Here is a 26,267-nt window from a genome sequence, read left to right as displayed (position 1 = left end):
GTCTCAGGGGCGGAAGAGCACCTTGACCATGCCGTCGTTCTTCTCGCGGAAGTCCTGATAGGCCGCCGGCGCCTCCTCCAGCGGGAGGTGGTGGGTGGCGAAGGACTCGACGCCGAGATGGTCGGTCGGCTCCAGCAGCAGCGCGAGGATGTCGTCGCTCCACCGGCGCACGTTGGCCTGGCCCATCCGCAGCTGCACCTGCTTGTCGAACATCTCCATCAGCGGCATCGGGTCCATCGGGCCGCCGTAGACGCCGACGACCGAGACGGTGCCGCCACGCCGCACCACGTCGATCGCCAGGTGCAGCGCCGCCAGCCGGTCCACGCCGGCGTGCCTCATCAGCGGTGCGGCGACCCGGTCGGGCAGCAGCCCGACCACCTTGGCCATCGACCCGGCGACCGGTGAGCCGTGCGCCTCCATGCCGACGGCGTCGATCACGGCGTCGGCGCCGCGCCCGCGGGTCAGCTCGAGGACGGAGGTCACGGTGTCGGCGTCGCTGTCGGTGACGATCACCTCGGCGCCGTACGCCGAGACGCGCTCCAGTCGCTCCGGCACCGGGTCCACCACGAACACCCGGATCCCGCGCATCAGCGCGATCCGCGCGCACATGTCGCCGATCGGCCCCGCCCCGAGCACCAGCAAGGTGTCCTCGGGCCGCAGGTCGGCGTACTCCACGGCCTGCCAGGCGGTCGGCAGCACGTCGGAGAGGAAGACGAACCTGTCGTCGGGCGGCCCGTCGGGCACCTTGATCGGCAGCCGGTCGGCGAACGGCACCCGCAGGTACTCCGCCTGCGCGCCCGGTACCTGGCCGTAGAGCTTGCTGTAGCCGAACAGGCTCGCACCCGTGCCCTGCTCCGCGTTCTGGGTCGTCTCGCACTGGCTCTGCAGGCCGCGGGCGCACATCCAGCAGTGGCCGCAGCTCACGTTGAACGGTACGACGACGCGGTCGCCGGGGCGCAGCGAGGAGACGTCGCGCCCGACCTCCTCGACGACGCCGATCGGCTCGTGGCCGACCACGTCGCCGACGTCCATGAACGGCGCCAGGGGCTCGTAGAGGTGCAGGTCCGAGCCGCACAGCCCGCTCGAGGTCACCCGGATCACGATGTCGTCCGGTTCCTGGATCCACGGGTCCGGGACGTCCTCGACGCTCATCTGGCCCTTGCCCTGCCAGGTCACGGCTCTCATGGCTGCTTCCTCCTGCGTCGGTCTCGATGGCTGTCGTCGCACCAGGGCATCCGGTCGGAGCGGCCGCAGCGGCACACCGCGACGACCGCGCGCTCCACGGGCGCGGTGCTCCCGTCGAGGCCGACCACCTCGTCGGCGCCGCGCACCAGGAGCGGGCCTCCGGGACAGTCCGTGACGACGACCCGTCGCTTGCTCATCGCCGGCTCACCCCGCTGCCCGGTCCTCGCGGCGGGACCGCCAGCCGTCGAGCAGCACCTCGCCGGCCAGCCCGTCCACGGCGAGGCAGGCGGTCGCGCCGAGGATGACGTCCGGCGCCAGCTCGGGCTCGTCCTCGACGAGGGTGGCGCAGATGCCGCGGATCGCGAGCTGCTCGTGCACCGCGTCGGCCTCGACGTGCTCGTCGTAGTAGTCGGCGACCGCGTCCGGCAGCCGGAGCCGCCGCGCACCGCGCAGGATCCGCTCGCACGGCAGCGAGCTGGTCGCCTCGAAGGCGGCCAGGTGTCCCATCGCGGCGCCGCGCAGGCGGCGGTTGAGGGCGAACAGCGACATCAGGTTCACCGACGCGAGGGTCGCGCCCGTCGCCTGCGCGACATACGGCGCGAGGTCCGTCGGCAGGTCCAGGGATGCCAGCGCGCGGGCGAAGAGCGCCTGGTGCAGCCGCTCCGCCCGGCCGCCGCCGTACTCGTCGTACTGCAGCTCGGCGAGGGCGACCTTGGCGGCGCCGCCGATGCGCGGCAGCACGAAGCTCTGCGGGTCGGACTCGCGCAGGTGGTAGACGGCGCGCTCGGAGAGGTATGCCTGGAACTCTTCGCGGGTGGCGCGGCGGTGCAGGAACTGCGCGAGCTCCGACGGACCCGAGCGCGCGGTCATCCGCACCAGGGCGGCGGTGACCTGCGCGGTGGGCGTGTCGCCGAGGTCATCCAGCGCGGGCGCCTCGGCGGGCGTGTCCTGAACCAGCTGGCGCACGGTGTGCTCGAAGGTGCGCTCCAGTGCCGCCCGGCTCACCAGGAGCAGGGGATCCCACTCGGCGTGCGGATCGTCCACGTCGTCGAAGCCGCGGTAGTGCAGCTCGTAGAGCACCCACAGCGCGAGCTGGAAGTCGCGATCGGTGAGGGGATAGGTGACATCGCCCATCGCCCTCGGCTCGGGCACGGCGTGCGGTCCGTGCGGTCGCGCCCGCAGCGTCTCGACGACGCCCGCGCTGAGCGGTCCACAGGGCTCGGGCAACTTCATCCGGTTCTCGTCCTTCCCTCCCACGGCTCGCCCAGGATCAGGCGCAGCAGTACCCGACGCAGCCGCATCAGCGCGAGGAGGTGACCCCCCGTTGTGCGCTTCCCGCGGTGTTCGGGATAGTTCTCATCGCAGACGGTCCGACGTCCCATGGCGGCCTCCTCCGGATGGATGCGGGGTACCCCGGGCGTCGGCAGGCATACGCAGTCACGAGCACCCGCACGGAGGATCAGATGGGTCGAGGAGTCCCGGGGGGTGACCCGGCAGCGCTGGCCGGGTTGGTCGCGTCGGACGCCGCGCGACAGACCGGACGGTTCGTCTTCCACGTCGCCGACGAGCGCTGGGAGTGGGACGACGACGTCTTCGCCATCCACGGCTACCGGCCGGGCGAGGTCGAGCCGACGACCGAGCTGATCATGCGCCACAAGCACGAGCTGGACCGCGAGCTGGTCGAGCAGACGCTGCAGGAGGCGATCGGCGACGGTGCGCCGTTCAACGTCTACTACCGGATCCTGGTCGGCGGCGCGGTCCGCAACGTCGTGCTGTGCGGCGAGGGCCAGTACGACGACGGCCGCAGCAGCGGCAAGGTCGACCGGCTGGTCGGCTACTACCTCGACCTCACACCCGAGCTCGAGGCCGAGACGACGGCCGCCGCGGACGCCGCCGTGGCCGCCTCCGCCGCGTCCCGCGACAAGATCGAGCAGGCCAAGGGCATCTTGATGCTCGGCTACGGCCTCGACGCCGACGCGGCGTTCGCGATGCTCAAGTGGTGGTCACGCAACCGCAACGTGAAGGTGCGGGAGGTCGCCGAGCGGCTGATCCAGGTGGCTCGGGAGGGGCATGTCAGCCATCCTGGACTGCGCCGGTTGCTGGACGCGCTGCTCGACGACCTCACCGCCAGCCGGGCGGCTCGGGGAAACCAGCCCGACTGAGCTCGTCGCTTCGCCCACCGCCGTACCCGACTCCCCGCGGTCCACCCGGGTAACGGCCGGAGATGACCGACACGGCTTTCCCCGCCCAGCAGCAGACGCCCCCCGGACTGACGGGAGAGATGGCGCCCGAGCCCGACCACGGCGAGCAGTCGTACGTCGGCCACGGCCGTCTCGACGGCCAGGTCGCCCTGATCACCGGGGGCGACTCCGGCATCGGCCGGGCCGTGGCGATCGCCTACGCCCGGGAGGGCGCCGACGTGGCGTTCACCTACCTGCCCGAGGAGCAGCCCGACGCCGACACGACCGCCGCGCTGGTGGGTGACGCCGGCCGGCGGGTGCTGGCACTGCCGCTCGACCTGCGCAGCAGCGAGGCGTGCGACGAAGCGGTCCGGCGCACCGTCGAGGAGCTCGGCGCGCTCGACGTGCTGGTCAACAACGCGGGCTACCAGATGGCGCGCGACCATGCCGTCGACGACCTCAGCGACGAGCGGATCGACCGCACGCTCAAGACCAACCTGTACGCGCTGCTGTGGCTGGTGCGCGCCGCCGCGCCGCACCTGCGCAAGCGGCCGGGCTGCATCGTCAACAACGCCTCGATCCAGGCCTTCGAGCCCTCCGAGACGCTGCTCGACTACGCCGCCACGAAGGCCGCGATCAACAACCTCACCGTGAACCTCGCGGCCTCGCTGGGCCGCGACGGAGTGCGGGTCAACGCGGTCGCGCCGGGCCCGATCTGGACCCCGCTGCAGCCGGCCACCCAGGAGCCCGAGAAGGTCGAGCAGTTCGGGACCGACACCCCGCTCGGGCGGGCCGGACAGCCCGCCGAGGTGGCGCCCGCGTTCGTCTTCCTCGCCTCGCCGGCCGACGCGTCGTACGTCTCGGGCACGGTGCTCGGCGTGACGGGCGGCAAACCCGTGTTCTGACCGGGCCGCGGGGTACCACGCAGTCATGGAGAACCGATCCCCGAAGCCGGCCGACGATGTCGAGCGCGAGCAGGGCCAGGTGTCCGAGGTGAGCCGCCTCGACGACGCCGGCGAGGTCGTCTCCCCGTCGGACTCCGTCGCCGGTCATCCGACGGACCGCGACGTGCAGGAGGGCAAGGCCGGGCCCAACGCCCGCACCGGAAACCAGGATGTGGAGGAGGAGCGATGACCATCCCCGACCCCGAACGCCCCGTCGCGCCGGACGAACCGCCCGTGCCCGACGACCCCGACGTACCGACCGACCCGGAGGCCCCGCTCGACGAGCCGGTGGTGGAGGTCGACCCCGAGCAGGACTATCCCCACGCCGAGGAGGCGGAGGAGGACCGCGCGTGAACACCGCGCCGGCGGGGACCCGGGAGGGGCGCCGACCGCCCCAGCAGATCACCCGCAACCTCAACGAGCTGCTCCAGGAGCTCCGGGTGATGCAGACCGGGGTGCAGATCCTCACCGGCTTCCTGCTGACCGTGCCGTTCACCGATCGCTTCGGCGACCTGAACCAGACGCAGCAGCGGCTCTATCTCGGGATCCTGGTCACCGCGGTGCTGACCACGCTCGTTATCGTCGCGCCGGTCTGCTACCACCGGCTGCTGTTCCGGCAGGGCCGGCGGGAGTGGATCGTGGCCGCCGCCCAGCGCTGCGCGCTGGCGGGCCTGGTCGGCCTGGCCACCGTCTCGGCCGCCGTGGTGCTGCTCGTCTTCGACGTCGTGCTCGGCAACCGCGCCGCCCTGATCGCCGCGGCGGCGGTCGCGCTCGCGTTCACCCTGATGTGGGCTGCGGTCCCGTGGTGGGGCCGCACGAGGTGAACCGCTCGCAGCGACCGACCGTCGTCGCGGTCCTCGTCGCCTCGACCGTCCTCCTCGCCCTCCTGCTCGCCGGCTGCGGCGTGGTGAGCAGGCCCGACCCGACCGCCTGGGACGACCAGGCCACACAGGCGCTCACCGACGCCGGGAGCGAGGTGGCCACCGCCCGGCTCGCGCTCGAGTCGGCGCGCCGGGGACGCACCTGGTCGGCGTACACGACCGTGATCGTGGCCGAGGCCGAGGAGGCGGCGGGGAAGGCGGAGCAGGACCTCGCGCGGCTGCAGGTGCCCCCCGGCCGCGCCGACGACGCGGCGCAGGTCCTCGACCTCCTCGACCAGGCGGTCGACCTCGTCGGCGAGGCCCGGGCGCACGCCGTCGCCGGGAGGTACGACGACCGGGCGCTCGTCGAGCGGCTCGACCACCTGTCCGACCAGCTCCGGCAGGCGGCGCCGTGAAGCGCTACTTCGCGGTCCTCCTGGGGATCCTGACCGCCATCGGCGGCTTCGTCGACATCGGCGACCTGGTGACCAACGCCCAGGTCGGCGCCCGACTGGGGCTGTCGCTGGCCTGGATCATCCCGGTCGGGGTGGTCGGGATCTGCGTGTTCGCCGAGATGTCCGGGCGGATCGCCGCGGTCAGCCGGCGGGCCACCTTCGACCTGATCCGCGAGCGGCTCGGCCCGCGGATCGGCTTCCTCAACCTGGTCGGCTCGATGCTGGTCACGCTGCTGACCTTCATCGCCGAGATCGGCGGCGTCGCACTCGCGCTGCAGCTGGTCAGCTCGGTGCACCACCTGCTGATCGTCCCGTTCGTCGCCGTCGCGGTGTGGGTCGTGCTGTGGCGCGCGAAGTTCTCCTCGATCGAGAACGTGCTCGGCCTGATGGGGCTCGCGCTGATCGCCTTCGCGGTCGCGCTGTGGCAGCTCGGGCCGGACTGGGGCGAGCTGGTCCACCAGCTCTCGCCGGCCGAGAAGCCCGCGGCGGAGAGCTGGGCGACCTACGCCTACTTCGCGGTCGCGCTGTTCGGCGCCGCGATGACGCCGTACGAGGTGTTCTTCTTCTCCAGCGGCGGCGTCGAGGAGCGCTGGACGGTCAAGGACATCGGCGTGATGCGGGCCAACGTCTTCATCGGCTTCCCGCTCGGGGGGCTGCTGTCGGTCGCGATCGCCGCCTGCGCCGCGACCGTCTTCCTGCCGGTGGGGGTCTCGGTCGAGACCCTCGGCCAGGTCGGCCTGCCGGTCGCCATCGGTCTCGGCAAGATCGGGCTGGCGGTCGTCGTGCTCGGCTTCTTCGCCGCGACCTTCGGCGCCGCCTGCGAGACCGGCCTGTCGACCGGCTACAGCCTCGCGCAGTACTTCGGCTTCCCGTGGGGGAAGTTCGTCCGGCCGAAGGAGGCCGCCGGCTTCCACCTCATCCTGCTGGTCGCGACGGCGGTCGCCGCCGGCGTGCTGCTCACCGGTGTCGACCCGATCATGGTCACCGAGATGTCGGTGGTCTTCTCCGCGATCGCGCTGCCACTGACGTACTTCCCGATCCTGGTGGTCGCCAACGACCCCGACTACCTCGGCGAGCACGTCAACGGACCGGTCGCCAACGCGCTCGGGGTCTGCTACCTCGTCGTGATCACGATCGCGGCCCTGGCCGCGATCCCGCTCATGATCCTCACCTCGATGGGGCAGGGCTGAGGAGGATGGGTCGATGAGCACGCCTGCCGAGCGCAACGGGTACGACGTCGGGCTGCACCTGCTCGACCGCCAGGTGATCGGCGCCGACGACCGCCTGGTCGGCAAGGTCGACGACATCGAGCTGTTCGTCGAGGAGGCCGGCGGCCTGGTGCCGACCGCGCTGCTGATGGGCCTGCCGGCCCTGCTGCCGCGTTTCGGACGACGCCTCGGCGGTGCGCTCACCCGCGCCCACCGGCTGGTCCGCGAGGCGGCCGCCGACCAGGAGCTGCCGCTGGTGGCCGACTTCGAGCTGGTGGCCGAGGTGACCAGCGAGGTCCGCCTCTCGGAGCCGGCGCACGGGCTGCTGCACCGGATGGCCCACGAGCGCGCCGCCGACCCGCGCCGGTGCCGGGTCGGCAGCCTGCTCGGCATGCCGGTGCGCTGCGCCGACCTGCCCCGCCGATCCAAGATCCTGGACCTGCGCCTGGTCGGCTCCCCGGACACCTCCGGCGAGCACCGGGTGGTCGCCCTCCTCGTCGGCCCCGGGCGCCCGGGTGCGCTGTTCGGCTACGACCGCCGCAGCGAGCCCGGCCCCGCCGTCGTCGCGGCCGTCATCCACTGGCTGCACCGCCACGCCCGCATCGTCGAGCTCGGCGCCGGCGTCGAGATCGACCGCGAGGCCGACGAGGTGCGGATCGCTCCCGGCACGTCTCTCTCGCCGCTGCGCGGGTAACGCCGGGACGTACGTCGAGTCCCTCGCGAGCGAGAAGGAGGAGCCATGCCCGGCAAGAAGCACGGACCCGGCATCAAGAACCCGGACGCCTACGAGGAGATCCGCAAGGACGGCGCCAGCAAGGAGAAGGCCGCCCGGATCTCCAACGCCATGGCCTCCCAGGGCGCCAGCAAGGTCGGCCGCCGCGGCGGCAAGGCCGGTGACTACGACGACTGGACCGTCGAGAGGCTGCGCAAGCGCGCCCGCGAGCTGGACATCGAGGGTCGCTCGTCGATGAAGAAGGACGAGCTGATCGACGCGCTGCGCCACCACTAGCCGACCCGGCAGAAAGTCGCTCTGGTTGCGCGCCGACCCGGCAGAAAGTGGCGCTGCAATGCGCCACTTTCTGCCGGGTCAGCGAGTTTTCGGGGCCAGTTTCTGCCGGGTCGGCGAGCGCGGGGGTCAGACCCAGCGCGAGAACCAGATCCGGTCCAGCCACTCGCTGTGGGTCAGCATCTGGTTGGTCCAGATCGGCCAGAACCAGGCGAAGTTCACCAGGGTCAGGACGACGAACGCCCCGCCCACCACCACGCCCGCGGTACGCCGGGGCGAGGGTGCGCGGGAGGGCCCGATCATGGTCCCGATCGCGAGCGTGATCGCGATGACCGTGAACGGCAGGATCGCGATGGCGTAGAAGAGGAAGATCGGCCGGTCGTCGTACATCAGCCAGGGCAGCCAGGTCGACAGCGCGCCCACGACCGCGAGGCCGTAGCGCCAGTCCCGGGCGCCGATCCACATCACGACGGCGAAGACCAGGGCCAGCACGCCGCCCCACCACAGCACCGGCGTGGGCAGCAGCAGCACCTGCTTGATGCAGGTGCTGTCGGCGGGCGCGTCGCAGCCGGGCGCGTCGGGGGAGATGTCGTTGGTGACGGCGACCCCGACCGGCCGGTTGATGAGCAGCCAGCTCGACGGCTTGGACTCGTAGAAGTGGGTGGAGCAGTTCAGGAAGTGCGTGTGGAAGGTGTAGACGTCCTGGTGGTAGTACCAGAGCGAGCGCAACGACTGCCATGCCTCGCCGAGCCCGGTGGCGTCCTTCTCGGTCGCGGTCGGCCACTTCCGCGACGTGTCGAGGTTGTCGGCGACGTAGTGCTGGTCCTCGGAGTCGGTGTCCTTCTCGCAGTGGCCCTGCCCGGTGTACTGGCGGTACTGCGTCGAGCTGAGGTGCTCCTCGTAGTCCTTCGCGTGCGCCAGCCAGCCTCCCCAGGTGGCGATGTAGACCAGCAGCGCCACCACGACCAGGGAGAGGAACGCGGGGATCCCGTCGGCGACCGCGCCCTTGGCCAGCGCCCAGCGGATGCCGAGCGAGCGGCGGGCGCCGGCGCTCCAGACCCAGCACAGCACGCCCAGCGCGGCGAGCGGGTAAGCGGCCGTCCACTTGGTGCCGGCCGCGAGACCGAAGCACACGCCGGCGGCCAGCAGCCAGGGGCGGAACAGGATCCGCGGCCCCCAGCCGGTGAGTGCGACCCCCTCGTCGGTCCGACGGGCCCGCTCGGCCAGCCGGGCCCGGTGCCAGTCGCGGTCGGCGACCAGGCAGGACACCGCGCAGAGCAGGAAGAGCGCCAGGAAGATGTCGAGCAGGGCCAGCCGTGAGAGCACGAAGTGCAGGCCGTCGAGCATGAGCAGGGTGCCCGCGATGCAGCCGAGCATGGTCGAGCCGGTCATCCGCCGGACCAGCCGGCAGATGACCAGCACCATCAGTGCGCCCGCCACTGCCGACGCGATCCGCCAGCCGAAGGGGTCCATCCCGAACGCCTTCTCGCCGAGCGCGATCAGCCACTTGCCGACGTCGGGGTGCACCGCCAGCGACGGCTCGCCGGTCCACACGTGCTGGGTGTGGCCGGCGAGGATGTCGGCGTTGATGTCGGTCTTGGTGTTGCCGTCGGCGTCGCTCAGGTAGGTCTCGATGTAGCCGTTGTTGAGCAGCGACCAGGCGTCCTTGGCGTAGTACGTCTCGTCGAAGGCGAACCGGTGGGGGTTGCCGAGCCCCACCAGGCGCAGGCCGAACGCGAGCAGGGTGAGCCCGATCGGCGCGAGCCAGCCCACCAGTCGCTGCCGCCCGGACAGCCGCCGGATCGGGCCGACGGCCCGCTCGACCGCCAGCGGCACCCGCTGGCCGAGCGCGGTGCGGGACAGGCCGACGACGGTCACGGAGGAAAACCTTAGATGAGGCGTCTGCAAGGATCGGGACGTGACTGGAGTCCTGGTGCTGGCCGGTACGCCGATCGGCCGGGTCGGCGACGCGCCGCCGCGGCTGGCCGAGGAGCTGGCCGCCGCCGACGTCGTCGCCGCTGAGGACACCCGCCGGCTGCGCCGGCTGGTCACCGACCTCGGCATCGAGCTGTCCGGCCGCGTCGTCTCCTACTTCGAGGGCAACGAGTCCGCGCGCACCCCCGCGCTGGTGGAGGCGCTCGAGAGCGGTGAGCGGGTGGTGCTCGTCACCGACGCCGGCATGCCCAGCGTGTCGGACCCGGGCTACCGGCTGGTGGCCGCCGCGGTCGAGGCCGGGATCCGGGTGACCGCCGTCCCGGGACCGTCGGCGGTGCTCACCGCGCTGGCCGTGTCCGGGCTGCCCGTCGACCGCTTCTGCTTCGAGGGCTTCCTGCCGCGCAAGGCGGGGGAGCGCGCGCGCCGGCTCGCCGACCTCGCCGCCGAGCAGCGCACGATGGTGTTCTTCGAGGCGCCGCACCGCACCCAGGCCGCGCTGGAGGCGATGCGCGACGCCTTCGGTGCCGACCGGGCGGCCGCGGTGTGCCGGGAGCTGACCAAGACCCACGAGGAGGTACGCCGAGACGGGCTCGGCGGCCTCGTCGACTGGGCGGCGGCGGGCGTGCGTGGCGAGGTCACCATCGTCGTCACCGGCGCCACCCCGGGCGCCGCGATCGCGACCGACCCCGAGAGCCTGCGGGCCGCGGTCGCCGGGCTCGAGGAGTCCGGCATGCGACGCAAGGAGGCGATCGCCGTGGTCGCCGGGCAGGCTGGACTCCCCAAACGAGACGTCTACCAGGTGGTGCACATCGATGGCTGAGCCGACGACCCGGATCACGACGGTCGAGCGCGACGGGCTGGTGCTCGACGTCCTCGACGAGGGACCCGTCGGGGGTGAGCCGATCCTGCTCCTCCACGGCTTCCCCGAGCGTGCCTCCTGCTGGCGCCTGGTGGCGCCGATCCTCAACGAGGCCGGCTACCGCACGCTCGCGATGACCCAGCGCGGGTACGCCCCGGGCGCCCGGCCGCGCCGACGCCGCGACTACGTGATGGCCGAGCTGCTCGGCGACGCGCGGGCGCTCGTCGAGCAGGCCGGCGGCCGGGCCCACGTCGTCGGCCACGACTGGGGCGCGATCCCGTCGTGGCTGCTGGCGATGCACCACCCCGACCTGGTCGCCAGCCTCACCGCGGTGTCGGTGCCCCACCCGCAGGCCTTCCTCGCCTCGATGGTCCGCTCCACCCAGGGCCTGAAGTCCTGGTACATGCTGGCCTTCCAGCTCCCGTGGCTGCCCGAGTACGTCCTCAGCCGCAAGGGCGAGATCGGGGCCCGCCAGCTGCGCGCCGCCGGCCTGACCGCCGACGACCTCGCCCGGTTCCGTGCCGAGATCGTCGACGACGGCGCGCTGCGGACCGCGCTCAACTGGTACCGCGCGATGCCCCTCGGCGACCCCCGGCTGACCCGCGGCCGGGTGCGGGTGCCGACCACGATGGTGTGGAGCGACGAGGACATCGCCCTGGGCCGGTGGGGGGTCGAGCGCACCGCGTCGCTGGTCGACGCGCCGTACCGGTTCGTCGAGCTCAACGGCGTCTCGCACTGGATCCCGACCCAGGCGCCGGAGGCCCTGGCCAACGCGATCCTCGACCGGGTGCGGTCCACGGCGTCGTGAGCGACGAGCGTCCGCCGGTCCCGGAGCCGCTGCCGCACCCGGTCGTCGACAACCACTGCCATCTCGACATCAGCCGTGACGGGCGCGGCGCGGCGCCCTGGGACGCCCGGGAGGCGATCGACGCGGCGGTGGCGGTCGGCGTACGACGGATCGTGCAGATCGGCTGCGACCTGCCCGGCGCGCGCTGGGCGGTCGCAGCGGCGAGCGAGCACCCGGAGCTGGTCGCCGGCGTCGCGCTGCACCCCAACGAGGCGCCCCGGATCCTCGCGGAGGGCGGCCGGGCCGCGCTGGAGGCGGCCTGGGCCGAGATCGAGCAGCTGGCCGGCGCCCACGCCGACGTGCGCGCGGTCGGGGAGACCGGACTCGACGCCTTCCGCACCGGCCCCGACGGGCGGGCCGTGCAGGTCGAGTCCTTCCGGCGGCACGTCGACCTCGCCAAGCGGCTCGACAAGACCCTGGTCATCCACGACCGCGAGACCCACGACGAGGTGCTCGAGGTGATCGACGCCGAGGGCGCGCCCGAGCGCTGGGTGATGCACTGCTTCTCCGGCGACGCCGACTTCGCCCGGGCCTGCCTGGACCGCGGCGCCTACCTCTCCTTCGCCGGCACCGTCACCTTCAAGAACGCCGAGCCGCTGCGCGAGGCGCTGCGGGTCGCGCCGCGCGACCGGGTGCTGGTCGAGACCGACGCGCCCTACCTGACGCCCGCGCCCCACCGCGGGCGGGCCAACGCGTCGTACCTGGTGCCGCTGACGGTGCGCGCGATGGCGGCCGAGCGGGGGGAGGACCTCGCCGAGCTGTGCGTGGCGATCGACGCCAACACCGAGGCCGCCTTCGGCGGCAGCTGGTAGCCACCCGCTCAGAGCCCGAGCGCCGCCTGCAGCTGCAGGACGTCGGAGCGGATGGCCATCAGGCGCGCGGGCGCCTGGGCCTCGGTCATCCGGCCGTCCGAGACCCGGTCCAGCGTCACCTTCCGGTGCTGTGGGTGCAGCAGCCGAGCCGTCATCTCGTACGCCGTGCGCAGCAGGGCTCCCTCGGATCCCGCGTGCACCGCTCGCAGGGCGTCGACCATGGCGGCGGGGAAGTGCCACCGGGCCAACGCCTCGCCGGTCAGCTGGGGCGAGCAGATCCCGTAGCGGTCGGCCTCGGCCCGGAACCGCTCGACCCCGAGGCCGGTCGAGGCGAGCAGGTCGGCGTACCCGTCGGGATCGGCCTGGTGCAGGAGGGCGGCGCCGAGCTGGGCGAGCAGGCCCAGGCTGAGGGCGTCCGCCGCCGTCGCCTGGAAGCGCGGGCCGAGCGCGCCGCCGGACGCCGCGAGATGCACCGAGATGGTCCAGAAGTCGTCGGGGAGGTGCCGCGCGTCGTCGATGCCCGCGAGAGCCACGGTCGCGACCGAGCGCACGGTGTTGAACCCGACCACCGTCACGGCGAGCTGCAGGCTGGTCACGCGGCCGGACAGCCCGAAGTAGGCGGAGTTTGCCAGCTTCATCACTCGCGCCGCGAGGGCCATGTCGGCGCCGAGGACGGTCGCCAGGTCGGCGGCGCCCGCGCTGTCGCTGTTGCTGGTCGCGACGATCCGGGCCGCCACCGGTCGCTGCGACGACAGCTGGTCCAGCCCGTCCAGGACGTCGTCGACGTCGAGGACCATGCGTGTCACCGCAGGGCTCCTGGAGCCGCCGGGAAGCTGTCGCGGCACCACTCGACGAAGGAGGGCTCGGGCAGCGGGGCGCTGATCGCGAAGCCCTGCATCACCCGGCAGCCCATCTCGGTGAGCATCGCGTGCTGGGCCGTGGTCTCCACGCCCTCGGCGACCACCCCGATCCCGAGGTTGTGGGCCAGGCTGACGACGGCCTGTGCGACGGCGGTGCGACCGTCCTCGAGCTCGGCGACGAACGAGCGGTCCACCTTGAGATAGCTCACGGGCAGTCGTTGCAGGTAGGCCATCGACGAGTAGCCGGTGCCGAAGTCGTCGATGGCGACCTGCACCCCGTGCTCGCGCAGCTCACGCAGGATCGTGGCCGCGGTGTCCGGGTCCATCATCAGGGCGGACTCGGTGATCTCCACGCAGAGCTGCTCGGGGTGCAGCCCGCAGCGGCGCAGCGTCTGCTGGACCGTCTGCACGAGCAGGTTGTCGCTCATCTGCAAGGCGGACAGGTTCACGTTGACCCGCGCGGGCGCGAGCGGGCCCAGCCGCACCCGCCACTCCGTGAGCGCCCGGCAGGCGGTCTCCAGCACCAGCTCGCTCAACTCGCGCACCATGCCGTGCTCCTCGGCCAGGCGCACGAAGGTGTCGGCGGGGACCGAGCCGCGGCGCGGGTGCCGCCAGCGGGCCAGCGCCTCGGCCGACACCAGCTGGGGGCGTTGGCCGTCGTACGCCACGATCGGCTGGTAGTCGAGGGTGATCTGGCGCTCCTCGATCGCCTGGCGCAGGTCCGAGACCAGGATGAGGGTGTCGTGTGCGGCGCTGCGGGCGCTCTCGTCGAGCACCATGATCCGGCCCTTGCCGCGGGACTTGGCCTGGTACATCGCGATGTCGCAGTCCCGGATCAGGTCGTCCGCGGACTGGTGGTCCGGCCCGCGCAGGACGACGCCGATGGAGCCGCGGGGGCGGATCTCCACGCCGTTGAGATCGACCGGCTCGGAGAGCACGCGCAGGATCCGGTTGGCGACGTCGATCGCCCCGTCCACGCTGGAGGTCGCGCAGGCGACGACGAACTCGTCGCCGCCGAAGCGCGCCACCAGGTCGCCGGGGCGGACGGCACGGATCAGGCGGTGGGCGATCTCGACGAGGAGGGCGTCACCCGCGGTGTGGCCGAGGCTGTCGTTGACGACCTTGAAGTTGTCGAGGTCGAGGAACATGCAGGCGAGTCCCACGTCGGGCGTCGCCATCGCCGCGTTCACGTGCTCCCACAACCGGGACCGGCGCGGCAGGCCGGTCAGCGAGTCGTGGGTGGCCTGGTGGTTGAGCCGGTCCTCGAACGCCCGGCGTTCGGTGACGTCCTCGAGGGTGGCGACGAAGCCGTCGCCCACGCCCGGCGTCCGCAGCGGAGTGAACCTCATGTCGGTGTGGCGGACCTCCCGCGCGCTGTCGAGGAAGCGTGCCTCCAGCTCCCGCTCCTCGCCGGCGAGGACGTCGAGGACGGTGGCCGCGATCCGCTCCAGGTCCTCGGGGTGGACGTAGGCCATCCACCCGATCCCGATCAGCTTGTCCGCCGTCACCCCGAGCAGCGTGCACAAGGCATCGTTCACGTGCCCGAGTCGCATGCCCTGCTCCGACATCAGGGTCGGCACCGGTGAGCGCTCCGCCAGCACCTTGAACCGCTGCTCGTGCGCGTCGGCCGACGCGCGCAGCGCCAGTTCCAGCTCCGACTGAGCGGGATCGACGCGCAGCGCCCACAGTCGACCGCCCGGCGCCGGCGTCGCGCGGACCCGGCACGCCACGCTCTCCCCGACGGCGGTGCGCAGCGTCATGAGCGTGGTCGTCGGTCGCTCCCTGCGAAACATCGCGAAGAGCGAGCCGCCCTCGGGTGTGCTCATGTAGCCGTGGAGCGGCTCGCCCTGCAGGTCCGAGCCCGCGCGTCCCAGGAGCTCGGTTGCTCCCGCGTTGCTCCACCGGACGGCGGGCTCACCGAGCGCGGACAGCTCGACCACCAGGAGCGCGGTGCCGGGGTCGGCTGCAGCGCCGTGGAGCACGGCCGCGACGACGTCGCCCGGGGCGCTGGTGGGCATGGTGTCCTCCTCCGGGACGGTCCGGTCGCGTGTCCTATCGGCGGTCCGCGGCGGGATCTGACGGGCCGGAGCGGAGTCGGACCGAAGTCGGACCGAGTCATCAGAGCCGGACGGCGCGGGATCAGGACCGCCCTGTGACAGATGGGACGGATGAGGCGTGACGAGGGTGATGCCGCTCACCGGGAGCCGCTGGAAGAGGTCTCGCCAACTTGCGATTCGCGGTGGACCCCTGTTCTGGTGGATGACTGACGGCCGGGATCGGGACGCAGTTTCGCAGGTTCACCGGCCAGCTCGTCCCGGGACGGGCTGGCTGCCCGAGGCCCGGACAGCACGACGTTCGGAGCACTGTGCGACCCACGCACCTCAAGGCCCACCTCCTTCGCCTCGCCCACAGCCGCAAGGCCCTCACCGTCACCATCGCCGCCGTCCTCGTGGCCGTCTCCGCGGTCACCTGGGGCTACTCCTCGATGAGCACCGAGGTCCGGCTCTCGGTCGACGGCAAGGAGCGCACCGTCTCCACGATGGGTGACACCGTCGGTGACGTGCTGCGCGACGAGGGCATCGAGGTGTCGGCGCGCGACATCGTCCAGCCCAGCGTCGACTCGTCGGTCGAGTCCGGTGACCGGATCGCCGTGCGGTTCAGCCGGCCGGTCGAGCTCACCGTCGACGGCGTCACCAGCACGCACTGGGTGACCGCGACCGACGTGGAGGGGGCGTTGACCCAGATCGGCGTCGGGTACGACGACAGCCGGCTCTCCACCAGCCGCGGCACCGACATCGACCGCGGCGGCGCGGCGATCGACGTCGTCACCCCCAAGCAGCTCACCCTCGTGCTCGCCGGCGAGGAGCCGGTCACCCGCGAGATCCCCGCGCTCACCGTCGCCGACGCCCTCGCCGAGGTCGGCGTCCAGCTCGACGAGCACGACAAGGTGCGTCCCGCCCCCGACGCCGTGCTGAACGACGGCGACCGGATCGTGTTCACCGACATCGAGAAGCGCGAGCGCACGGTCACCGGCGAGGTCGTGAAGGCGCCGGTCCGGAAGGTGTCCGACGACACGATGTACCAGGGCCAGACCAAGACCGTGACCGACGGAGTTCCCGGAGCCCGTGACGTCACCTACCGGGTGACCGTGCGCAACGGCGAGGTCGTGCGCCGCGTCGTGCTCACCGCGACCGTCACCACCGAGCCGACCCCCGAGGTCGTCAAGGTCGGCACCAAGCCGGTCATCGAGTCCGGCAACACCGTCTGGGACCGCCTCGCCCAGTGCGAGGCCGGCGGCAACTGGCACATCAACACCGGCAACGGCTACTACGGCGGCCTCCAGTTCAACCTCGGCACCTGGCGCGCCAACGGCGGCACCGGCTACCCGCACCAGGCCTCCCGCGAGGAGCAGATCCGGGTCGCCACCCGGGTCCGCGACGCGTCCGGCGGCTACGGCGCCTGGCCGGGCTGTGCCGCGAAGCTCGGGCTGCCCAGGTAGACCGATAGCCTGACCCCATGCCTGAAACCTCCGCGCCGCGGCTGCTGGGCCCGGCGGAGGTTCGGGAGCTGGCAGCCCGGCTGGGCGTGCGCCCGACCAAGCAGCGCGGCCAGAACTTCGTGATCGACGCCAACACGGTGCGCCGGATCGTCCGCGAGTCCGGCGTCACCGAGGGCGAGGTCGTGGTCGAGGTGGGTCCCGGGCTGGGCTCGCTGACCCTGGCGCTGCTCGAGGTCGGGGCCGAGGTGACCGCGGTCGAGATCGACCCGCTGCTCGCCGACGAGCTGCCGACCACCATCCGGGCCTTCGCACCCGACCAGGCCGCGCGGTTCCGGGTGCTGCGCGCCGACGCGCTGAGCGTCACCGAGATCCCCGGCCCGCCGCCCCAGGCGCTCGTCGCCAACCTGCCCTACAACGTCTCGGTGCCGGTGCTGCTGCACCTGATGGCGCTGCTGCCCTCCCTGCAGCACGGTCTGGTCATGGTGCAGGCCGAGGTCGCCGACCGGCTGGCCGCGCCTCCGGGGTCGAAGACCTACGGCGTCCCGTCGGCGAAGGCGGCCTGGTTCGCCGACGTACGCCGGGCCGGGGCGATCGGCCGCAACGTCTTCTGGCCCGCCCCCAACGTCGACTCCGGCCTGGTCGCCTGGACCCACCATGCGCCGCCGACCGACGAGGTGACCCGCGAGCAGGTGTTCGCCGTCATCGACGCCTCGTTCGCGCAGCGACGCAAGGCCCTGCGCGGCGCGCTGCGCACCCTCGCCGGTGGCGCCGAGCAGGCGGAAGCCGCGCTGCGGACCGCGGGCATCGACCCGCTCACCCGCGGCGAGGCACTCGGGATCGACGAGTTCGTGGCGATCGCGGTCGCCCTCCATGCGACGGCCGGAGACGGCCCGAAGGGCGATTCATGACACAGGTCACGGTCCGGGCTCCCGCCAAGATCAACCTCCACCTCGGAGTCGGCGGGCTGCGACCGGACGGCAAGCACGCCCTCGCGACGGTCTACCAGGCCGTCGGGCTGTACGACGACGTCACCGTCGTCGAGGCCGACGACTGGGCGGTCGGGCTGACCGAGCCGGTCGACGGCGTACCTCTCGACGACGACAACATCGCCATCCGCGCCGGCCGCGCGCTCGCCGCGCACCACTGCCTCGAGCGGGCGGCCCGGATCACCATCGCCAAGGGCATCCCCGTCATGGGCGGGATGGCCGGCGGGTCCGCCGACGCCGCCGCGACCCTGCTCGCGCTGGACCGGCTGTGGGACCTGCAGACCTCCGACGAGGACCTGCTCCGGATCGCCGGCACGCTCGGCAGCGACGTGCCCTTCGCGCTGCTCGGCGGGACCGCCCTCGGCACCGGTCACGGCGAGGTCGTCACCCCGATCGCCGACGCCAGCTCGGTCTGGTGGGTCGTGGTGCTGTCCGATCGCGGCCTGTCGACGCCCGCGGTCTACGGCCACTTCGACGAGCTCTCACCCGACGCCCCCGCCGAACCGCCCATCCCCGACGACCTGATCGCCGCCCTCGGCACCGGCTACACCGACGAGATCGGCGACCTGCTCGCCAACGACCTGTGGCCCGCCGCCCGCGACCTGCGCCCCGACCTGGTCGACGTCGAGGTCCAGCTGCGCAGCCTGGCGCCCGACGGCGTCCTGCTCTCCGGTTCCGGGCCCACCCTGCTGCTGCTCCACGAGGACGTCGAGGAGGCGCGCGCCACCGTCGCCCAGCTCACCGAGCAGGGACACCGCTGCACCCTCGCCCCCGGACCCGTCGCCGGAGCCCACGTGGTGACCTATGCCTGAGCCGCGTTCGCTCCTCAACCTCGAGCGGGTCTCCAAGTCGTACGGCATCCGCCCCCTCCTCACCGACGTCTCCCTCGGCATCGGCGCCGGCGAGCGGATCGGCATCGTCGGCCGCAACGGCGACGGCAAGACCACCCTGCTGCGGATCATGACCGGCGCCGAGGAGCCCGACGAGGGCCGGGTGTCGCGACAGCGCGGCCTGCTGCTCGGCGTACTGTCCCAGCAGGACGACTTCGACGACGCCCACACCGTGCGCGAGGTCGTCCTCCAGGGCATGGCCGACCACGAGTGGGCGGCCGACGCCCGGCTGCGCGAGATCGTCGACGTGCTCCTCGCCGGCGTCGACCTCGACCGCGCCGTCCACGGCCTGTCCGGTGGCGAGCGCCGCCGCTGCGCGCTCGCCGGACTGCTGCTCGGCGACCACGACCTGATCGTGCTCGACGAGCCCACCAACCACCTCGACGTGGAGGCCGTCGCCTGGCTCGCCGCGCACCTCGCGTCCCGCTCGTCGGCCTTGGTCGTCGTGACCCACGACCGGTGGTTCCTCGACGCCGTGTGCCAGCAGACCTGGGAGGTCCACGACGGCGTCGTCGACCTGTACGAGGGTGGGTACGCCGCCTTCGTGCTCGCCAAGGCCGAGCGTCAGCGCCAGGCCGCGGCCTCCGAGCAGCGCCGGCAGAACCTGGTCCGCAAGGAGCTCGCCTGGCTGCGTCGCGGCGCCCCCGCCCGCACCTCCAAGCCGAAGTTCCGCATCGACGCCGCCAACGCCCTCATCGAGGACGTCCCCCCGCCCCGCGACCGGCTCGAGCTGCAGCGCTTCGCCACCCAGCGGCTCGGCAAGGACGTGATCGACGTCGAGGACGTCGACTTCTCCCGCGGCACCCGACAGCTGCTCTCCCACGCGACCTGGCGCCTCGGCCCCGGCGACCGCGTCGGCCTGGTCGGCGTCAACGGCGCCGGCAAGACCTCGGTCCTCTCCCTGCTGTCCGGCGAGGCGAGCCCATCCGTCGGCAAGGTGCGCCACGGCCGCACCGTCGCGCTCCAGCACCTCTCCCAGAACGTCGAGTTCGACGACCCCGAGGCCCGCGTCCTCGCCACCGTCGAGTCGATCCGCCGGGTCACCCGCACCGCCGACGGCGAGATCTCCGCGACCTCGATGCTCGAGCGCTTCGGGTTCACCGGAGACCGGCTCACCGCCCGCATCGGCGACCTCTCCGGCGGCGAGCGGCGCCGGTTCCAGCTGCTGCGGCTGCTGCTCACCGAGCCGAACGTGCTCCTGCTCGACGAGCCCACCAACGACCTGGACATCGAGACACTCAACGTCCTCGAGGACTTCCTCGACGGCTGGCCCGGCACCCTCGTCGTCGTCTCGCACGATCGGTACTTCCTCGAGCGGGTCACCGACTCCGTCTGGGCACTCCTCGGCGACGGTCAGATCTCCATGCTGCCGCGGGGCGTGGACGAGTACCTCGAGCGGCGGGCGCAGGCGATGCACCTCGATGCGTCGGCGTCATCGGCCTCCGCTCCGGCGAGCCCCGCCGTCGTCGCCGCCAGCGGCTCTCCCACCGCGTCCGGCACCCCGTCCACGGGCACGCCCAAGGCCAAGCCCGGCTCGGCGGAGGAGCGCGCCGCCCGCAAGACCGTGGCCCGGCTCGACAAGGTCCTCGAACGACTCTCCGCCCGCGAGGCCGAGCTCACCGCCGATCTCGCCGCGAACGCGACGGACCCGGACCGGCTGACCGCGCTCGGGATCGAGCTCACCGCGCTGCAGGAGGAGAAGGAGGCGGCCGAGCTGGAGTGGTTGGAGGCCGCCGAGCTGCTCGACTGAGTCACGCGCGTCGGCGGGCGGGGCGGGCGGTCGTCAGCCTGCGAACGGCACCAGCAAGCGCCGGAGCAGGCCGGCCAGCGTCGCCTGATCCTCGGGGGAGAAGCCGGTGAGCAGCTCGCGCTCGGCGTCGAGCAGCGCCGCGAACGCGCCGTCGACCGCGTCCTTGCCCTCCGGAGTGAGCCGGACCAGGACGCCGCGCCGGTCGGTGGGGTCGGGGTGCCGCTCCACCAGGCCGCGGATGGTCAGCCGGTCGACCCGGTTGGTCATGGTGCCGCTGGTCACCAGGGTCTCGCGCAGCAGGCGTCCGGGGGAGAGCTCGTACGGCTCGCCCGCCCGCCGCAACGCCGCCAGTACGTCGAACTCCCAGGACTCGATGTCGTGGGTCGTGAACGCGTGCCGCCGGGCGCGGTCGACGTGGTGGGCCAGCCGCGAGATCCGGCTGAAGACCGAGACCGGACCGAGATCGAGGTCGCTGCGCTCGCGCGCCCACGCCTCGACCAGCTCGTCCACCTCGTCCCGCATGCCCCCACCTTATCTGACCGGTCGAGAATCTTGATATCAAGATAAATTGAGCGTAGGGTCGGCCCCGTGGAAACCCGCACTCTTGACCTCGGTCCGGTCGCCCTGACCTGTCTGGTCTGGGGCGACCCCGACGACCGAGGCCGGCCCCTGGCCGTCCTCCTTCATGGCTTCCCGGACACCGCCCACAGCTGGCGGCACCTCGGCCCTGCCCTCGCCGGCGCGGGCTACCGGGTCGTCGCACCCTTCACCCGCGGCTATGCCCCCAGCGGCATCCCCGCCGACGGCAGCTACCACGTGCCGGCCCTCATGCACGACGCGATCGCGCTGCACCGCGCCCACGACGGTGACGGGCGCGCCGTGCTCGTCGGGCACGACTGGGGCGCCATCACCGCGAACGGTGTCGCGGCGTCGCCGGCCAACCCCTTCGGTGCGATCGTGTCGCTGTCCGTACCTCCTTTCTCCGTGATGAACCCGCGGCGAGACGACCTCGCCCGCTGGCTGGGGATCCTGCCGCGGCAGGCAGGGCTCAGCTGGTACACGCTCTTCAACCAGCTGCCCCGGGTCCCCGAGCGTCGCTTCGACGCCCTCGTCGCCCACCTGTGGCGGCGGTGGTCGCCCGGCTATGACGCGAGCGAGGATCTCGCGCACCTGGCGGCCGCCGTGCCTGACGACGCCCGCAAGGCGGCCGTCATCGGCTACTACCGGGCCCAGCGGCGGCCGCGCCAGACCCCGGCGCGGTACCAGTCGCTGGCGCACGACTGGACCCGCGAACCCCGGGTGCCGCTGCTGTACCTGCATGGAGCCGACGACGGCTGCCTGGACGTGCGATGGACCGGACGGATCGGCGACCGCCTGCCGGCCGGTAGTCGGGTGGCCGTGGTGGACGGCGCCGGGCACTTCCTCCAGCTCGAGCGTCCCGATGTCGTGAACGCCCGCATCCTCGATCATCTGCGCGAAGGGGCACGTCCATGAGCCTGACCTGGGATCCCGCTCGCTATCTGGCCTACGCGGACGAGCGCGGGCGCCCGTTCTTCGACCTCGTCGGCCGCGTGGCGGCCGTCGATCCCCGGATCGTGGTGGATCTCGGTTGTGGACCTGGCAATCTCACCTCCTCTCTCTCCGATCGCTGGCCGGCGGCCGCGATCACTGGTGTCGACTCCAGTGACGCCATGATCGCCGCAGCCTCCGACACTTCGGTAGCGGACCGGGTCTCTTTCCACAGGGCCGACCTGCGCGACTGGCTCGCGGCGGCGCCGAGCGGGGGTGTCGACGTGCTGGTGTCGAACGCGACGCTGCAGTGGCTGCCCGATCATCTCGACCTGCTTCCCGCCCTGGTGCGTGCGGTCCGGCCGGGCGGCTGGCTGGCCTTCCAGGTGCCGGGCAACCACGGCGAGCCGAGCCACACGCTGCGGGCGGAGCTCGCCGCCGAGCCGCCGTATGCCACTCACACCGCGCAGGTCGCGGCGCCGTACGCCCACGACGCGACGACCTACCTCCGCGCGCTCCAGGCGCTCGGCTGCGAGGTGGATGCATGGGAGACGACCTATCTCCACGTGCTGCACGGCCCGGACCCGGTGTTCACCTGGGTCACGGGCACGGGTGCCCGCCCGACGCTGCAGGCGCTGCCCGACGACCTGCGCCCGCGGTTCGAGGAGGAGCTCAAGGCGCGGCTGCGCGCGGCGTACCCCGACGAGGGGCACGGGGTCGTGCTGCCGTTCCGCCGGATCTTCGTGGTGGCCCGGGTCCCGGCCTGACCGGGATCGTCACAGTGCAAAGACAACCGCCGGGATTCCCCTCCCTCCGGGGAACCCCGGCGGCTGCTGCTCCCACCGTGGTGTGGTCGGTGCCGAGGCGACTGCGGTCCCTGTCCGAGGACGTCGGGCCCGCAGCACCCCCCAGATGCTTCGGACCCTCGTCGTTCCCTCCCGCCCCCCAGCCGGATCGGAACGACGCTGCAGCCGCCTCGGCGGCTCATGGGGCGGCGCGGCCGCCCGGATATCGGCAGCGCCGGGTCGCGGGATGGGGACGCGGCCGGTCGACGGCTCCGAGGTCCTGCTCCCGGCACAGGTCGATGATGGCCGTGAGGCCCGACGCGGCGTGGGTCGCGCCGGCCTGGTGGGCGAGGTCGATGATCCGGCTGACGTACGGCGACCAGGGGTCCGCGACGACCATCGCGACGTGATGGCGCCACTCGGCGATGGTGCCGTGGGCAGCGATGTCGGCGAGCTCCTCGACCGAGTCGAGGCTCGGGACGGTCCAGGCGCGGTCGATGCCCTGCACGAGCAGGGCGTGCGCCGCGCGCAGGCACGCGTCGTCGATGGCGGCGCTGTGGGCTCCGATGCGGGGATGACGCGCGAGCCGCCGACCCAGCCCGGGGACGAGCATCCGCCGCAGCGCGGCCGTGGTCATCGGGAGCCGGGAGTCGGTCTCGAGCGCGGTGCCGTAGCGGTGCTGGATCCGGGCCAGCCGGTCGTGGCCGAGCTCGTCGGCGAGCGCGGCGAGCGCCGTGTGGTCCTCGACGCGGCCGAACAGGGCGAGCCCGACCAGGTTGGCGGTGGCTGCGCAGGCCGGGAGCGTGTGGGAGATGTCGTCGTGCTCCTCGACCAGCGCGATCAGGCGGGTCCACACGTCGTGATCGTCGCCGGCCACGGCGGCGGTCCGGTCGAGGGTGTCGTCGATGACCTCGAGGAAGAGCTCCTCGTGGGGCAGGCCGAGCGAGCGGCGCACCCGCACCCGGGTCTGGAGCACCCCGGCGCGGCGGGCGAGGGAGCGCGGGCGCAGGGCGACGACCGGCGGCAACGGCTGCGTGCCGCGCGCGGTGGTCGAGCGCGTCGTACTCATCTCTCTCCGATCGTCGGGTGCCGCCCCTCGCGCGGCCCGTCACCGAACAGGACGGAGAAGCGGCCCGAACATCACGCGTTTTTCCCGACGAGTTAGAAAGTTTTCCGATTCGGTGCATCATCGGAGGCGTTCGGTCGTTGAACAGGGGTCGCGGACGCTCCGCGACACCCCACTGGACACGGAACGACGGCGGAGGATCGGATGGGCGAGGACGCGTCCCGCACCCCGGAGGAGGAGCTCTTCGCGCGGGTGCGTGCCGGCGACACCGGCGCGTTCGAGGAGCTGTACCGCGATCACATCGACGGCGCCCGCCATCTCGCCCGGATCCTGGTCGGCGTCGATGCCGCCGAGGAGCTGGTCGCGGAATCCTTCTCGCGGGTGCTCGGCCAGCTGAGCTCCGGCGGCGGTCCGACCTCGAGCTTCCGCTCCTATCTCCACGTCACCATCCGCAACGGCTATCGCGACGGCCTGCGCTCGCAGCGTGAGTCGGTCGCCTCCGACCAGCCCTGGCTCTTCGAGCAGGCCGAGACCGGTGAGGTCACGCCGGAGCAGGCCGTCGAGGAGCTCGACGAGACGGTCGCGGTCGAGGCGCTCGCCGCGCTCCCCGAGAGCTGGCGCACGGTGCTGTGGCATGTCGAGGTCGAGGGCCGCAAGCCGGCCGAGGTCGCCACGCTGATGGACCTGAAGCCGCGCGCCGTGTCCTCCCTCGCCCACCGCGCCCGCGAGGGCCTCAAGCGCGCCTACCTCGACCTGCACGCCGGGCCCGAGCCGGCCCGCGAGCAGTGCCGCTGGGTCCACAGCCGGATGAGCCAGTACGCCAGGGGCGATCTCAGCGCCCGCGCCGAGCAGAAGTTCGGTGCCCACCTCGACGGCTGCGCCTCGTGTCAGAGCGCCTTCCTGGTCGTCGACCGGGTCAACCAGAAGCTCGCCGTCCATGTGCTGCCGATCGTGCTGCTCGCCGTCCCCGCGGCCGGCAAGGGCCTGCTCTGGCTCGCCGGTGGTACGGCGGCCGGTGGCGCCGCCGCCGGCGCGTCGGGTGCCGCGGCGTCGGGTGCGTCGGGCGCCGCGTCGGGCGGAGCGTCCGGAGGTGCGGCCGGTGGCGCGTCGGGCGCCCTGGCCGGCGTGGCCGGTCCGGCCACGGCGGTGGCCGCCGCGGTGGCGGTGGCCGCGGTGGCCGCGTTCGCGGCCTTCGGCGGCGACGACCGGCCCGACCGGGCGCCGTCCGCAGCCCGCACCTCGGTGGCGGCGAGCCAGGAGGACGACGCGGCCGAGCGCCCCGCGCCGACGCTCGCGACGGATCCGGCGCCCGCCGACCCCGCGCCTCGGGCCGACCCGACGACCGCGCCGGCCGCGAGCCCGAGCAGCCCGGCCCCGAGCCAGGCGCCCGGGTCCGACCCGCCGCCGAAGCCCACCAAGACGCCGCAGGCCGACGACACCCCCGCAGCGGGACCGGGAGCCGGACCGGGCGCCCCGGCGACGAGCCCGCCGACCCAGGCGCCCACGACCCAGCCGAAGCCGAGCGACTGCGGCGGTCGCCAGATCTGTGCCGGACCGGTCACGATCACGGTCCCCGACGGCGACGACCCGGGGCTGACGGTCGAGGTCGACCTGCCCGGGCTGCCGATCAAGGTGGGCGTCGGGCCCGACGGTGTGATCGTCGGCACGAACCCGTGAGCGGGCTCGCCCCGGAGGTTACCGGCGAGTAATCTGAGGCCCATGACCCAGGTCCACAGCCTTTGGAAGACCACCACGAGCCTCCCCGTGGTCGGCGGCACCCTCGGCAAGCGCGTGTTCTCGATCGCGTTCAGCCAGAAGGCGCCGTACTTCGCCTCGATCCACCCGCGGGTGACCGAGCTGCGCCCCAACTACGCCTCGGTGCTCATCCCGAAGCGGCGCAGCGTGCAGAACCACCTCGGCACCGTCCACGCGATCGCGCTGTGCAACGGGCTCGAGATGGCCATGGGCGGTCTCGCCGAGGCCACCATCCCGAGCACCAAGCGCTGGATCCCCAAGGGCATGACGGTCTCCTACACCGCCAAGGCCACCGGCGACGTCACCTGCATCGCCGAGACCGACCAGGAGCAGTGGGACACCGCCGAGGGCGACCTGCCGGTCCGGGTGCGCGGCGAGCTCGCCGACGGCACGGTCGTCATCGACGGCACCATCAACCTGTGGGTGACCAGCAAGAAGAAGTGACGGGTCGGCCCGGGCTCGGGGGAGCCGGTCAGAAGATGTCGGGCAGCACGCTGAGCGCCAGGCCCACGAACAGGGCGGCGACGGCGAGCAGCGCGGCCTGACGGTGCGCCTTCGCCGACGCGGCCCGTTCGGAGTCGGTGAGCGGGTCCAGGCCGCGCTCGGCCCGCCACGCCGTCTCCTCGGCGTCCCACTGCGCGCTCGGCGTGGCGCCGCGGAGCACCGCACCCAGCCCGAGCAGCAGCAGCGTGAACGCGCCGCCCGCGACCGTGAGCACGGTCAGGATCGCCGAGACCCCACGGGTGCCGGTGCCGAACATCAGCCCGGCGCCCATCCCGACCGAGACGAGCAGCGCGACGATGCTGAGGATGCTGCCGATGACCTCGTTGTTGCGCGCGACGAAGCCCGGGGGAGCGGAGTCAGCCATGCCCCGAC

General features: G+C 72.9%; 29 protein-coding genes. 20 read left to right on the top strand and 9 right to left on the bottom strand.

The genetic code is table 11. The annotated features are described in order from the left end of the window. Positions 1-3: 3 nt before the first annotated feature. From JOD66_RS06710 to JOD66_RS06700, 3 genes are read right to left on the bottom strand one after another with little or no spacing between them, the layout of a single operon-like run. Positions 4-1,185, bottom strand: coding sequence for an alcohol dehydrogenase catalytic domain-containing protein (locus tag JOD66_RS06710; protein WP_204836125.1), 1,182 nt, complete (start codon positions 1,183-1,185; stop codon positions 4-6). After that, complete coding sequence (locus JOD66_RS06705) at positions 1,182-1,382, bottom strand: CDGSH iron-sulfur domain-containing protein (RefSeq protein WP_204836124.1); 201 nt, start codon at positions 1,380-1,382, stop codon at positions 1,182-1,184. The genes JOD66_RS06710 and JOD66_RS06705 overlap by 4 nt, the downstream gene beginning before the upstream one ends. Positions 1,383-1,389: 7 nt before the next feature. Continuing rightward, positions 1,390-2,418 carry an iron-containing redox enzyme family protein gene (locus JOD66_RS06700; RefSeq protein WP_204836123.1) on the bottom strand — a complete coding sequence of 343 codons (1,029 nt, stop codon included), beginning with the start codon at positions 2,416-2,418 and terminating at the stop codon, positions 1,390-1,392. Positions 2,419-2,648: 230 nt separating this feature from the next. Between JOD66_RS06700 and JOD66_RS06695 the strand changes: the two genes are divergently transcribed. The 9 genes from JOD66_RS06695 (at position 2,649) to JOD66_RS06655 (ending at position 7,841) form a co-directional block, all read left to right on the top strand. After that, entirely contained in the window at positions 2,649-3,347 is a 699-nt protein-coding gene (locus JOD66_RS06695) for a PAS and ANTAR domain-containing protein (protein ID WP_204836122.1), read from the top strand. 62 nt (positions 3,348-3,409) lie between these two features. Then, positions 3,410-4,270 carry an SDR family oxidoreductase gene (locus JOD66_RS06690; RefSeq protein WP_204836121.1) on the top strand — a complete coding sequence of 287 codons (861 nt, stop codon included), beginning with the start codon at positions 3,410-3,412 and terminating at the stop codon, positions 4,268-4,270. A 25-nt stretch (positions 4,271-4,295) separates the two neighbouring features. Further along, on the top strand, positions 4,296-4,499 hold the full coding sequence (locus tag JOD66_RS06685) for a hypothetical protein (RefSeq protein ID WP_204836120.1): 204 nt from the start codon (positions 4,296-4,298) through the stop codon (positions 4,497-4,499). Next, positions 4,496-4,663 (top strand): hypothetical protein, encoded by a 168-nt coding sequence (locus JOD66_RS06680; RefSeq protein WP_204836119.1) that lies wholly within the window; start codon positions 4,496-4,498, stop codon positions 4,661-4,663. Before JOD66_RS06685 ends, JOD66_RS06680 begins: the two co-directional genes overlap by 4 nt. After that, complete coding sequence (locus JOD66_RS06675) at positions 4,660-5,133, top strand: DUF6328 family protein (protein WP_204836118.1); 474 nt, start codon at positions 4,660-4,662, stop codon at positions 5,131-5,133. Before JOD66_RS06680 ends, JOD66_RS06675 begins: the two co-directional genes overlap by 4 nt. Beyond that, positions 5,130-5,585 (top strand): hypothetical protein, encoded by a 456-nt coding sequence (locus JOD66_RS06670; RefSeq protein WP_204836117.1) that lies wholly within the window; start codon positions 5,130-5,132, stop codon positions 5,583-5,585. Before JOD66_RS06675 ends, JOD66_RS06670 begins: the two co-directional genes overlap by 4 nt. Continuing rightward, positions 5,582-6,814 carry an NRAMP family divalent metal transporter gene (locus tag JOD66_RS06665; protein WP_204836116.1) on the top strand — a complete coding sequence of 411 codons (1,233 nt, stop codon included), beginning with the start codon at positions 5,582-5,584 and terminating at the stop codon, positions 6,812-6,814. Before JOD66_RS06670 ends, JOD66_RS06665 begins: the two co-directional genes overlap by 4 nt. A 13-nt stretch (positions 6,815-6,827) precedes the next feature. After that, the gene (locus JOD66_RS06660; protein WP_204836115.1) at positions 6,828-7,526 is read left to right on the top strand and encodes a hypothetical protein; all 699 of its coding nucleotides are present in this window, start codon (positions 6,828-6,830) and stop codon (positions 7,524-7,526) included. 45 nt (positions 7,527-7,571) lie between these two features. Next, positions 7,572-7,841, top strand: a complete 270-nt coding sequence (locus tag JOD66_RS06655) for a DUF7218 family protein (protein ID WP_204836114.1) — start codon at positions 7,572-7,574, stop codon at positions 7,839-7,841. Between the two features lie 126 nt (positions 7,842-7,967). On the opposite strand, the gene JOD66_RS06650 is transcribed toward JOD66_RS06655, so the two are convergent. Further along, positions 7,968-9,716, bottom strand: coding sequence for a dolichyl-phosphate-mannose--protein mannosyltransferase (locus JOD66_RS06650; protein WP_204836113.1), 1,749 nt, complete (start codon positions 9,714-9,716; stop codon positions 7,968-7,970). 40 nt (positions 9,717-9,756) lie between these two features. Between JOD66_RS06650 and rsmI the strand changes: the two genes are divergently transcribed. The 3 genes from rsmI to JOD66_RS06635 are packed head-to-tail and all read left to right on the top strand — an operon-like array spanning position 9,757 to position 12,291. Further along, positions 9,757-10,593 (top strand): 16S rRNA (cytidine(1402)-2'-O)-methyltransferase, encoded by an 837-nt coding sequence (gene rsmI, locus JOD66_RS06645; RefSeq protein ID WP_204836112.1) that lies wholly within the window; start codon positions 9,757-9,759, stop codon positions 10,591-10,593. Further along, entirely contained in the window at positions 10,586-11,440 is an 855-nt protein-coding gene (locus JOD66_RS06640) for an alpha/beta fold hydrolase (RefSeq protein ID WP_204836111.1), read from the top strand. The genes rsmI and JOD66_RS06640 overlap by 8 nt, the downstream gene beginning before the upstream one ends. After that, positions 11,437-12,291 (top strand): TatD family hydrolase, encoded by an 855-nt coding sequence (locus JOD66_RS06635; protein WP_307823351.1) that lies wholly within the window; start codon positions 11,437-11,439, stop codon positions 12,289-12,291. The genes JOD66_RS06640 and JOD66_RS06635 overlap by 4 nt, the downstream gene beginning before the upstream one ends. An 8-nt stretch (positions 12,292-12,299) precedes the next feature. Here the strand turns inward: JOD66_RS06635 and JOD66_RS06630 are convergent, their stop codons facing one another. Together JOD66_RS06630 and JOD66_RS06625 are read right to left on the bottom strand one after the other, a co-directional pair. Next, a complete protein-coding gene (locus JOD66_RS06630) occupies positions 12,300-13,088 on the bottom strand; it encodes an HDOD domain-containing protein (RefSeq protein WP_239545950.1) in 789 nt (262 codons plus the stop codon). 5 nt (positions 13,089-13,093) lie between these two features. Beyond that, positions 13,094-15,169: a putative bifunctional diguanylate cyclase/phosphodiesterase gene (locus JOD66_RS06625; RefSeq protein ID WP_204836109.1), complete on the bottom strand. Its 2,076-nt coding sequence runs from the start codon at positions 15,167-15,169 to the stop codon at positions 13,094-13,096. Positions 15,170-15,516: 347 nt separating this feature from the next. On the opposite strand from JOD66_RS06625, the gene JOD66_RS28975 reads away from it, so the two are divergent. The 4 genes from JOD66_RS28975 to JOD66_RS06605 are packed head-to-tail and all read left to right on the top strand — an operon-like array spanning position 15,517 to position 20,276. Further along, a complete protein-coding gene (locus JOD66_RS28975) occupies positions 15,517-16,650 on the top strand; it encodes a resuscitation-promoting factor (RefSeq protein WP_307823350.1) in 1,134 nt (377 codons plus the stop codon). A gap of 17 nt (positions 16,651-16,667) precedes the next feature. Then, on the top strand, positions 16,668-17,558 hold the full coding sequence (gene rsmA, locus JOD66_RS06615) for a 16S rRNA (adenine(1518)-N(6)/adenine(1519)-N(6))-dimethyltransferase RsmA (RefSeq protein ID WP_204836108.1): 891 nt from the start codon (positions 16,668-16,670) through the stop codon (positions 17,556-17,558). After that, a complete protein-coding gene (locus tag JOD66_RS06610; protein ID WP_204836107.1) occupies positions 17,555-18,448 on the top strand; it encodes a 4-(cytidine 5'-diphospho)-2-C-methyl-D-erythritol kinase in 894 nt (297 codons plus the stop codon). Before rsmA ends, JOD66_RS06610 begins: the two co-directional genes overlap by 4 nt. Beyond that, the gene (locus JOD66_RS06605; RefSeq protein ID WP_204836106.1) at positions 18,441-20,276 is read left to right on the top strand and encodes an ABC-F family ATP-binding cassette domain-containing protein; all 1,836 of its coding nucleotides are present in this window, start codon (positions 18,441-18,443) and stop codon (positions 20,274-20,276) included. The genes JOD66_RS06610 and JOD66_RS06605 overlap by 8 nt, the downstream gene beginning before the upstream one ends. A gap of 33 nt (positions 20,277-20,309) precedes the next feature. Here the strand turns inward: JOD66_RS06605 and JOD66_RS06600 are convergent, their stop codons facing one another. Next, positions 20,310-20,798: a MarR family winged helix-turn-helix transcriptional regulator gene (locus JOD66_RS06600; protein ID WP_204836105.1), complete on the bottom strand. Its 489-nt coding sequence runs from the start codon at positions 20,796-20,798 to the stop codon at positions 20,310-20,312. 66 nt (positions 20,799-20,864) lie between these two features. On the opposite strand from JOD66_RS06600, the gene JOD66_RS06595 reads away from it, so the two are divergent. Together JOD66_RS06595 and JOD66_RS06590 are read left to right on the top strand one after the other, a co-directional pair. Then, positions 20,865-21,770: an alpha/beta fold hydrolase gene (locus JOD66_RS06595; protein WP_204836104.1), complete on the top strand. Its 906-nt coding sequence runs from the start codon at positions 20,865-20,867 to the stop codon at positions 21,768-21,770. Continuing rightward, positions 21,767-22,552: a methyltransferase domain-containing protein gene (locus JOD66_RS06590; protein ID WP_204836103.1), complete on the top strand. Its 786-nt coding sequence runs from the start codon at positions 21,767-21,769 to the stop codon at positions 22,550-22,552. Before JOD66_RS06595 ends, JOD66_RS06590 begins: the two co-directional genes overlap by 4 nt. Positions 22,553-22,769: 217 nt before the next feature. Here the strand turns inward: JOD66_RS06590 and JOD66_RS06585 are convergent, their stop codons facing one another. After that, positions 22,770-23,639 carry a hypothetical protein gene (locus JOD66_RS06585; protein ID WP_204836102.1) on the bottom strand — a complete coding sequence of 290 codons (870 nt, stop codon included), beginning with the start codon at positions 23,637-23,639 and terminating at the stop codon, positions 22,770-22,772. 201 nt (positions 23,640-23,840) lie between these two features. On the opposite strand from JOD66_RS06585, the gene JOD66_RS06580 reads away from it, so the two are divergent. Both JOD66_RS06580 and JOD66_RS06575 read left to right on the top strand, forming a co-directional pair. Then, the gene (locus JOD66_RS06580) at positions 23,841-25,313 is read left to right on the top strand and encodes a sigma-70 family RNA polymerase sigma factor (protein WP_204836101.1); all 1,473 of its coding nucleotides are present in this window, start codon (positions 23,841-23,843) and stop codon (positions 25,311-25,313) included. 42 nt (positions 25,314-25,355) lie between these two features. Next, the gene (locus JOD66_RS06575) at positions 25,356-25,835 is read left to right on the top strand and encodes a hotdog fold domain-containing protein (protein ID WP_204836100.1); all 480 of its coding nucleotides are present in this window, start codon (positions 25,356-25,358) and stop codon (positions 25,833-25,835) included. Between the two features lie 28 nt (positions 25,836-25,863). Here the strand turns inward: JOD66_RS06575 and JOD66_RS06570 are convergent, their stop codons facing one another. Beyond that, positions 25,864-26,259 (bottom strand): hypothetical protein, encoded by a 396-nt coding sequence (locus JOD66_RS06570; protein ID WP_204836099.1) that lies wholly within the window; start codon positions 26,257-26,259, stop codon positions 25,864-25,866. Positions 26,260-26,267: the final 8 nt, after the last annotated feature.

Source organism: Nocardioides nitrophenolicus (genome assembly GCF_016907515.1).
GTDB classification, from domain to species: Bacteria; Actinomycetota; Actinomycetes; order Propionibacteriales; family Nocardioidaceae; genus Nocardioides; species Nocardioides nitrophenolicus.
Note: the sequence above shows the minus strand (reverse complement) of the source record. Positions and strands in the feature narration are given on the sequence as shown.